Annotated in this window: 9 protein-coding genes; 7 read left to right on the top strand and 2 right to left on the bottom strand. The window is 68.5% G+C overall.

The features are described 5' to 3' along the window. Positions 1 to 549 (top strand): DnaJ C-terminal domain-containing protein (locus D183_RS0111745; RefSeq protein WP_017909162.1); only part of this gene is annotated, 549 nt, incomplete at its 5' end. A 171-nt stretch (positions 550 to 720) separates the two neighbouring features. Here the strand turns inward: D183_RS0111745 and pilH are convergent. After that, a complete protein-coding gene (gene pilH, locus D183_RS0111740) occupies positions 721 to 1098 on the bottom strand; it encodes a twitching motility response regulator PilH (protein ID WP_010340114.1) in 378 nt (125 codons plus the stop codon). 82 nt (positions 1099 to 1180) lie between these two features. Continuing rightward, on the bottom strand, positions 1181 to 2185 hold the full coding sequence (locus D183_RS0111735; protein ID WP_017909161.1) for an acrylyl-CoA reductase family protein: 1005 nt from the start codon (positions 2183 to 2185) through the stop codon (positions 1181 to 1183). 142 nt (positions 2186 to 2327) lie between these two features. On the opposite strand from D183_RS0111735, the gene hflK reads away from it, so the two are divergent. From hflK to D183_RS24560, 6 genes are all read left to right on the top strand, one after another. Next, on the top strand, positions 2328 to 3470 hold the full coding sequence (hflK, locus tag D183_RS0111730) for an FtsH protease activity modulator HflK (protein ID WP_026144398.1): 1143 nt from the start codon (positions 2328 to 2330) through the stop codon (positions 3468 to 3470). Continuing rightward, positions 3467 to 4333: a protease modulator HflC gene (gene hflC / locus D183_RS0111725; protein ID WP_026144397.1), complete on the top strand. Its 867-nt coding sequence runs from the start codon at positions 3467 to 3469 to the stop codon at positions 4331 to 4333. Before hflK ends, hflC begins: the two co-directional genes overlap by 4 nt. 387 nt (positions 4334 to 4720) lie before the next feature. Next, the gene (locus D183_RS0111720) at positions 4721 to 4906 is read left to right on the top strand and encodes a DUF2065 domain-containing protein (RefSeq protein WP_017909158.1); all 186 of its coding nucleotides are present in this window, start codon (positions 4721 to 4723) and stop codon (positions 4904 to 4906) included. 258 nt (positions 4907 to 5164) lie between these two features. After that, positions 5165 to 6457 (top strand): adenylosuccinate synthase, encoded by a 1293-nt coding sequence (locus tag D183_RS0111715; protein ID WP_026144396.1) that lies wholly within the window; start codon positions 5165 to 5167, stop codon positions 6455 to 6457. A 310-nt stretch (positions 6458 to 6767) separates the two neighbouring features. Next, a complete protein-coding gene (locus tag D183_RS0111710; RefSeq protein WP_017909156.1) occupies positions 6768 to 8003 on the top strand; it encodes a hypothetical protein in 1236 nt (411 codons plus the stop codon). A gap of 362 nt (positions 8004 to 8365) precedes the next feature. Then, positions 8366 to 8563, top strand: a 198-nt coding sequence (locus tag D183_RS24560; protein WP_157835205.1) for a hypothetical protein, incomplete at its 3' end; no start/stop codon positions are given.

The raw sequence follows: 8563 nt of genomic DNA, 5'->3' as shown, positions 1-8563 counted from the left end.
GCCCCCCGCCAGCAGCGTGCCCGCCAGGGCGGCGCCGGCCCCGGTCCGGGACCGGGCGCGCCGCGCGGCGACACCCGCGCCAAGCTGGCGGTGCCGCTGGAGGCGGTGTACGCCGGCGACAGCGTGCGCATCACCATCAACGGCAAGCAGCTGGACGTGCGCGTCCCCAAGGGCGTGCGCCCCGGCCAGGTGATCCGGCTGGGCGGGCAGGGCAACGGCGGCAGCAACCTGCTGCTGGAGATCGAGTACGCCGCGCATCCGCAGTTCGAGGTGGACGGCCGCAACATCCTCTACACCCTGCAGGTGACGCCCTGGCAGGCGGCGCTGGGCACCAGCATCAGCGTGCCGACCCTGGGCGGGGCGGTGGAACTGAAGATTCCGCCGGAGTCCGACGCCGGCCGCAAGCTGCGCCTGCGCGGCCGCGGCCTGCCCGGCACTCCGCCTGGCGACCAGATCGTCGAACTGGAAGTGCTGGCGCCGGCGCCGGAAACCGAAGCGCAGCGCAAGGCGTATCGCGGGCTGGCCAAGGCGTTTGGCGAGGCCGTGTGAAGTGAGGCGGGATTGGGGAGTCGGGATTGGGGATTCGCAAAAGCGGGCTCCCCTCGCGCTGTGGCGTCGTAGGAGGGCGCCGAGTGCAATGCGGCCTCACGCTGCGCGCGCAAACGCCGCCCGGAAACCCGCCCTTACGACTCCCCACTCCCCAATCCCGATTCCCGGCTTTTAAGGCGCATCCTCGCCACTGAACACACGCTCGATCACCTCGTACAACTCGTCCTCGGAGAACGGCTTGGTGATGTAAGCGCGGGCGCCCTGGCGCATGCCCCACATGCGGTCGGTGTCCTGGTCCTTGGTGGTGACCAGGATCACCGGGATGTTTTGCGTGGTCGGCTCGCGGCGCAGGGTGCGGGTGGCCTGGAAGCCGTTGAGGTTGGGCATCACCACGTCCATCAGCACCAGATCCGGCAAGGCCGCCTTGGCCGCTTCCACGCCGGCGGCGCCGTCGGTGGCGGTGATCGTTTCGTGCCCCAGCTTTTCCACGATGCGCTGGATGCCCAGCAACTGCGACGGCGAATCGTCGACGATCAGAATGCGTGCCATGTAGTTCCCCCTAGGAGGCTCCGAGTGTAGAGGCAGCGGCGCGAAGGCGGAAAGCGTTGCGTGTCACAAAGCGTCGGCGTGGCTACGCGCTTGGATCCAGCCGCACCACGGTGCGCCCGAACGACTGCCCGGCCAGCATCGTCGCGAACACCTCCGGCAGGCCGGCCAGGTCCACTTCGCGGGTGCAGATCGTCTCCAGGTGGCGCGGCTTCCAGTCGCTGCCCAGGTGCTGCCAGATGCGGTCGCGCAGGTCGCGGGCGGTGCCGGCCGAGCCGATGCCCAGCAGCGACACCCCGCGCAGGATGAAGGGCATCACCGTCATGTCCAGCTCCGCGGTCGCGGCCAGCCCGGCGCTGGCGACGTTGCCGTACGGCGCCGTCTGCGCCAGCAGGCTGGTCAGCATCGCCCCGCCCACGTTGTCCAGGCCGCCGCCGAAGCGCACCGATTCCAGCGGCCGGCTGGTCTGCAGGGCCTCGCGGCCGAGCACCTGGGTGGCGCCCCAGGCCTTGAGCTGCTCGGCGCGGTCTGCCTTGCCGCTGACCGCATGCACCTCGAAGCCGGCGCGGCTGAAGATGTCGATCGCCAGCGAGCCGACCCCGCCGGTGGCGCCGGTCACGCACAGCGGGCCATGCGCCGGGGTCTGGCGGTTGTCGAGCAGGCGCAGCAGCGCCAGCGCCGCGGTGAAGCCGGCGGTGCCCAGCACCATGCTCTCGCGCAGGCTCAGCCCGGCCGGCAGCGGCACCACCCACTTGGACTCCAGGCGCACGTACTCGCTGTAGCCGCCGTCGCGGGTCTCGCTGAGGCCGCAGCCGGTGACCAGCACCGCGTCGCCTTCCTTGAACGCCGGGTCGCGGGAGGCGACCACGTGCCCGGCCACGTCGATGCCGCCGACCAGCGGGAAGCGGCGCAGAATCTTGCCCTGGCCGGTGCCGGCCAGCGCGTCCTTGAAGTTCACCGACGACCAGGCGGCGCGGATCACCACCTCGCCGTCGCTGAGCTGGTCCAGCGACAGCGGGGCGAGGCCGGCGTGGTAGCCGGTGGCGTCCTGATGGATGCGGAAGGCGGAGAACTGGGCGGGAACGGACATGGAACACCTTGGTCGGCACGCAGGAATGCACCAAGATACCCTTTCGAAACGGCGGGTCTGCCCCATCTTGTAGAATCGGCGACTCATTATCCGGTGACCGGCGCGTGACCGACGCGGCGCCACCTTCCTTCTTGGAGCATGCATGGCCTGGAACACACCTGGCGGCAAGGGCGGAGACGGCCCCGACAATCACGGGCGCGGTCCCTGGCCGCCGCGTGGCGGCAATGGGGGAGGCAGGTGGGGCGGGTTGCCGGGTCCGTTGAAGGACCTGTTCGGCGATGGCGGCGGCATCGGCCGCTGGGTCCTGGGTGCGGTGGTGCTGGTGCTGCTGTTCAGCAGCTTCCAGTTGATCGGCGAGCAGCAGCGCGGTGTGGTGCTGCGTTTCGGCCAGTTCTCGCGGATCCTGCAGCCGGGCCCGAACTTCAAGCTGCCGTGGCCGATCGAGACCGTGCGCAAGGTCGATGCCACCCGCATCAAGACCTTCGACAGCCAGCTGCCGGTGCTGACCGGCGACGAGAACATCGTCAACGTCTCGCTCAATGTGCAGTACCGGGTCGAGGACCCGCGCACCTACGTGTTCGGCGCGCGCAACGCCGACCTGGTGCTGGAGCAGGCCGCGCAGAGCGCGGTGCGCGAACAGATCGGCCGCTCGGATCTCAACACGGTGCTCAACAACCGCGGGCCGATGGCCGTGGCCGCGCGCGAGCGCCTGCAGGCCGCGCTGAAGGCCTATCACACCGGCCTGATCGTGACCGGCCTGACCCTGCCCGACGCGCGTCCGCCGGAGGAAGTGAAATCGGCCTTCGACGAGGTCAACGGCGCCCAGCAGGTCAAGGAGCGGCTGATCAACGAGGCCCAGGCCTACGCCGCCAAGGTTGTGCCGGAGGCGCGTGGCCAGGCCGCACGCACCCGCACCGTCGCCGAAGGCTACAAGGAAGCGGCGATCGCCCGCGCGCAGGGCGACGCCGAGCGCTTCACCCTGCTGCAGCAGCAGTACCAGAACGCGCCGGAGGTCACCCGCAAGCGGCTGTGGCTGGAGACGATCCAGCAGGTGCTGGCGGAGAACCGCAAGGTCATCGGCGGCGACGGCCGCCAGCTGATCTACGTGCCGATGCCGGCCGACAGCAAGGCGCCGGCCGCGGCGACGCCGCCGGCGCCGACCACGTCGCTGCCGACGGTGCCGCAGGACGTGTTGATGCCGGCGTTGAACAGCAGTTCGGCCGAGAGTGTCCGCAACCCGGAGCGCACGCCGCGCCCGACCGGCCGTGAGGAGATCCAGCGATGAAACTGTCATTGTGGGCGGGCATTGCCGTCGTCGCGCTGTTCGCGCTGCTCAGCTCGGTGTTCGTGGTGCCCGAGGACAAGGCGGCGATGGTGCTGAACCTGGGCCGCGTGGTGCGTGCCGACCTCAAGCCGGGCCTGCACTTCAAGGTGCCGCTGGTCGAGTCGGTACGCATGTTCGACCGCCGTTTCCAGGTGATCGACACCAACCCGGCGCGCTACTTCACCGCCGAGCAGAAGGACGTCAGCGTCAGCTTCTTCGCCATCGGCTACATCTCCGACGTGCGCGCCTTCTACCGTGCCACCACCGGCGGCGACGAGAAGGTGGCCAACAGCCTGCTGGCGCCGATCATCACCGACTCGCTGCGCAACCAGATCAACTCGCGCACCCTGCAGCAGCTGGTGTCCGGCGATCGCAGCGAACTGATCGCCAAGCAGCTGGTGGCGATCAACGCGGCCAGCAAGACCCTGGGCATGCAGATCGTCGACCTGCGCATCAAGCAGATCGACCTGCCGACCGACAGCCAGGTGATCACCGACGTGTACGAGCGCATGCGCGCGCAGCGCAAGCAGGAAGCGGCCAAGCTGCGCGCGGAAGGCGAGGAGCAGGCGCTGACCATCCGCGCCCAGGCCGACCGCGAAAGCACGGTGCTGGTCGCCGAGGCCGAGCGCGACGCGCAGAAGCTGCGCGGCGAAGGCGATGCCGAGGCCGCCAGCGTGTACGGCAAGGCCGGCTCCGCCGACCCGTCGTTCTACGCCTTCTACCGTAGCCTGGAGGCCTACCGCGGCGCCATGGCCGACGGCAACGGCGTGATCGTGCTCGACAAGAACGATCCGTTCCTGCAATACCTCAAGAGCGATCGCTGAGGGCGGGATTGGGGAGTCGGGATTGGGGATTCGCTAGAGGCTGATTCCCTGCTCAGCCTCTACTTTGCTCCTGCGTTCGTTGCTGTTGCTTCGCTTTTGATGTGCCGGGGCCCCTACGTAGCGGCGAACAGGGCGGGAAAAACCCGAAGGGCGGCGCACATGGATGTGCGCCGTTCGCGGCAGGGGCAGGATGCCCCTTCCGCGAATCCCGTCCTGTTCGCGGACCCGTAGCGCGAAGCGCGAAGGGCGTGGAGTCGGGGTGTGCTTTCTTTTGGTTACTTTTCTTTACACAAGCAAAGAAAAGTGACCCGCTTCAGCGGAAGCTGTTGCTCTTGCTTTGATGCTCCTGCGTCCGTCTTGCAGGCTGCCCATCTCCAGGAGACAGCCATGCACGATCTCATCGCCGCGGTCTGCCTGATGGTGATCCTGGAAGGTCTGCTGCTGTTCGCCGCGCCGGAGGCGTGGCGGCACATGGTGCAGCAGATGTTGAGCATGCCGCCGCGGCAGTTGCGTGGGGCCGGCGCCATTGCCGTCGGCGTGGGCCTGCTGGCGCTGTGGTGGGTGCGCGGCTGAGCCAGGCGGGTTGCGGCCGCCGGGCCTGAACGCGACCGGCCAGGGGGTGGTGACCGCCACCCAAAACCCGGATAATGCACAAAAGCCGGCCGGGCCCGCTCCATGTGAGCGTCTCGACCGGCTTTTTCCGTGTATGGGTCCTGCCGCCGCCTGGACGCTCCCCGATGGAGCGGCCGCACCGGTGTCGGCCGGTCCCCGCACGGCCACCACATCCGCGTGGCCCCGACGGTCGCGCAGCAAACCAGGAGTTACCCAGCCATGGGTCAGTCAGTTGTCGTGCTCGGCGCCCAGTGGGGCGATGAAGGCAAAGGCAAGATCGTCGATCTGCTCACCGAGGAAATCGGTGCCGTCGTGCGTTTCCAGGGCGGCCACAACGCCGGCCACACCCTCGTCATCAACGGCAAGAAGACCGTCCTGCACCTGATCCCGTCCGGCATCCTGCGCGACGATGCGCTGTGCCTGATCGGCAACGGCGTGGTGATCTCCCCGGCCGCGCTGCGCAAGGAGATCGAGGAGCTGGAGACCTCCGGCGTGGAAGTGCGTTCGCGCCTGAAGATCTCGCCGGCCGCGCCGCTGATCATGCCTTACCACATCGCCCTGGATCAGGCCCGCGAGAAGGCCGCCGGCGGCAAGGCCATCGGCACCACCGGCCGCGGCATCGGCCCGGCCTACGAAGACAAGGTGGCGCGCCGCGGCATCCGCGTCGCCGACCTGCATTACCCGCCGCAGCTGGAAGAGCTGCTGCGCACCGCGCTGGACTACCACAACTTCGTGCTGACCAAGTACCTGGGCGTGGAAGCGGTCGACTTCCAGAAGACCTTCGACGAAGCGCTGGCCTTCGGCGAGTACGTGCAGCCGATGAAGTCCGACGTCGCCGGCATCCTTCACGACCTGCGCAAGCAGGGCAAGCGCGTGCTGTTCGAAGGCGCGCAGGGTGCGCTGCTGGACATCGACCACGGCACCTATCCCTACGTCACCAGTTCCAACACCACTGTCGGCGGCGCACTGGCCGGCACCGGCGTGGGCGCGCAGGACATCGACTACGTGCTGGGCATCGCCAAGGCCTACGCCACCCGCGTCGGCGGCGGCCCGTTCCCGACCGAACTGGACGACGAGATCGGCCAGGGCATCCGCGACCGCGGTGCCGAGTACGGCGCCTCCACCGGCCGTCCGCGCCGCTGCGGCTGGATGGACATCGTCGCGCTGAAGCGCGCGGTGGCCATCAACGGCATCTCCGGCCTGTGCATCACCAAGCTCGACGTGCTCGACGGCATGGAGAAGCTGAAGGTGTGCATCGCCTATGAATACCGCGGCAAGCGCACCGAATACGCGCCGCTGGACGCGCAGGGCTGGGAAGAGTGCACCCCGGTGTACCTGGAGTTCCCGGGCTGGAGCGAGAACACCCACGGCATCACCGTGTGGGACGAACTGCCGCCCGCCGCCCGCGCCTACCTGCGTGCGCTGGAGGAACTGGCTGGCTGCCCGATCTCGATCGTCTCCACCGGTCCGGACCGCGAGCACACCATGGTGCTGCAGGATCCGTTCGCCTGAGGCGGGCAGCACGTGGCTCCTTCTCCCGCATGCGGGAGAAGGAAGTGCCGAGTCTCCAGAAAGCCCCGCGACAGCGGGGCTTTTTATTTCGCGCCGCACACTGATACGCGTAATGCGGTGCGCCGTGCATGCACGTGGGAGGGACAGCTGACCGAGCAGCGTGCGCGCGCTTTCTGGTTGCTCGATGCAATCGGAGTTGCCGGAGTGCCGTTGCGGACACTGCAGTCCGCGTCGATCTGCGGCTGCCGCAAAGCTGCGCTAGCATTCCGCGCGGCGCCCGCATGCCGCCACTCGACAAGGACGACCGCCGATGTTCGCTGCACTGTTCGACACGCTGTTCCGCCGCACGCCCAGCCCCGACGCCTTCGCCAGGCTGTACACCGACGCCCTGCGCGCGCGGGGCTATCGCGAGGAGCTGGTCTATCAGCCCGACGCGTTCCGACTGGTCGGCGGCAATGGCTACACCATCTATCTGCACAACGCCTATCAGGCCTACAGGACCGCGACGCGCAAAGGCCGGGCCGAGGCATTGCGCGCCTATGTGACGTCCTCGCTCAACGCGCAGGAAGAGAGTGGCCGGGAAAAGACATTCGACGAGGTGCGCGCGACGCTGATGCCGGTGATCCGCAATCGCGGCATGTTCGAGGAGCTGCGGCTGGAGCACCTGCTGGAGAAAGGCCTCGATGCGCCATTCCCATATGCATGGCGCGACATCGCCGAGGATTGCGTCGAGCTGCTGGCGCTGGATCTGCCCGACACGATCTCCACGCTGTTCCAGGGGCCGCGCGCGGCATGGGGGATCACCCTGGACGAAGGCCTGGCGATCGCCCGCGACAATCTGCGCGATGCGACCGCCGACCATTTCGTCGAAGTCGCACCGGGCGTATTCCGCGGCGCGTGGCAGGATGCCTACGACACCAGTCGCGCCTTGCTGCCCGACGTGCTGTATCGCGTTCCGGTGGCGGGCAATCCGCTGTTCATGCTGCCGGCGCGCGACTGCCTGCTGGTGGTGGGCGATCGCGACGCCGCCGCCATCGGCGCGATGCTGGAACTGAGCGTGGAAGCGGCCGCGCAGGGCCGCAACGTCTCCGCGCTGGTGTTCAGCTACGACGAGGCACGCCGCATGGTGCCGTTCGCGCTGGCGTTGCCCGAGCACCGCCAGCGCCAGGCGGACCTGCGCCGGCTGCTGGACGCGCCTGCCTATGCCGATCAGAAGGCGGCGCTGGACAAGCTCCACGACGCGACCAATCAGGACATCTTCGTCGCATCGTTCAGCGTCTACCAGGAGCGCGACGACGGCGCGCGGCAGTTTTCGCTCTGCACCTGGACCAAGGGCGTCGATACGTTGTTGCCCAGAGCCGACCGGATCGCCCTGGTCGTCCCGCGCGACGACGCCGAGGAGGAAGCGGTCGTCCTGGTGTCCTGGGACGAGGCTGTTGCCGCGTTTGGCGACCTGATGGAGCCGCAGCCGCCGCTGTATCCGCCGCGTTACCGCGTGCGGGCGTTTCCCGATGACGCGCAACTCAGGCAGTTGACGCCGCTGTGATGGGACCTGGGGATTGGAGTTGGGAGATGCATGGATGTGCTGCGGGCTCGGACCCTCACCTCAACCCCTCTCCCGGTCGGAGAAGGGCTAGTTGCGGTCCCACGGGTAAAGGCGCGTGCAGGCGTAGCGTGAGTAACGTGGGCTCTTTCATGGGATAGAGCTCAAGAAATCGCCTCTGTGGCCGATAGCCTTGCACGGGTCGGCGTCCCTGCACGCTGGCAACGGCGCGCGTGGGACCGGATTGCGACGATATCCGCCGCATTCACGGATCCGGCGTGTGCTGCGGCATCTTGGGGAGAACGGCAGTGCGCAGTCGCTTGATCTTGCAGTCGCTCAGGATGCTGCTGTGTGGGAGTGTGCTGGTGTCGTCCGCGGTGGCACACGCGGCCGCGATGCCGCTGTGCGCACCGTCGCAGGCGTTGCCGGCCTGCGTGGCGGCGGTGCGTGCCGCCGACCCGGCGGCCGCGCTGCAGATGGGAATGCCGGCCTGGGACGCCGCGGCCGACAAGCAAGGCTCGATCGCGCTCGGCCTGGAACTGGTCGATGCGGCCGCCGCCGCG

It is taken from the genome of Xanthomonas sp. SHU 199 (genome assembly GCF_000364665.1).
In the GTDB taxonomy this organism is placed as follows: domain Bacteria; phylum Pseudomonadota; class Gammaproteobacteria; order Xanthomonadales; family Xanthomonadaceae; genus Xanthomonas_A; species Xanthomonas_A sontii.
Note: the sequence above shows the minus strand (reverse complement) of the source record. Positions and strands in the feature narration are given on the sequence as shown.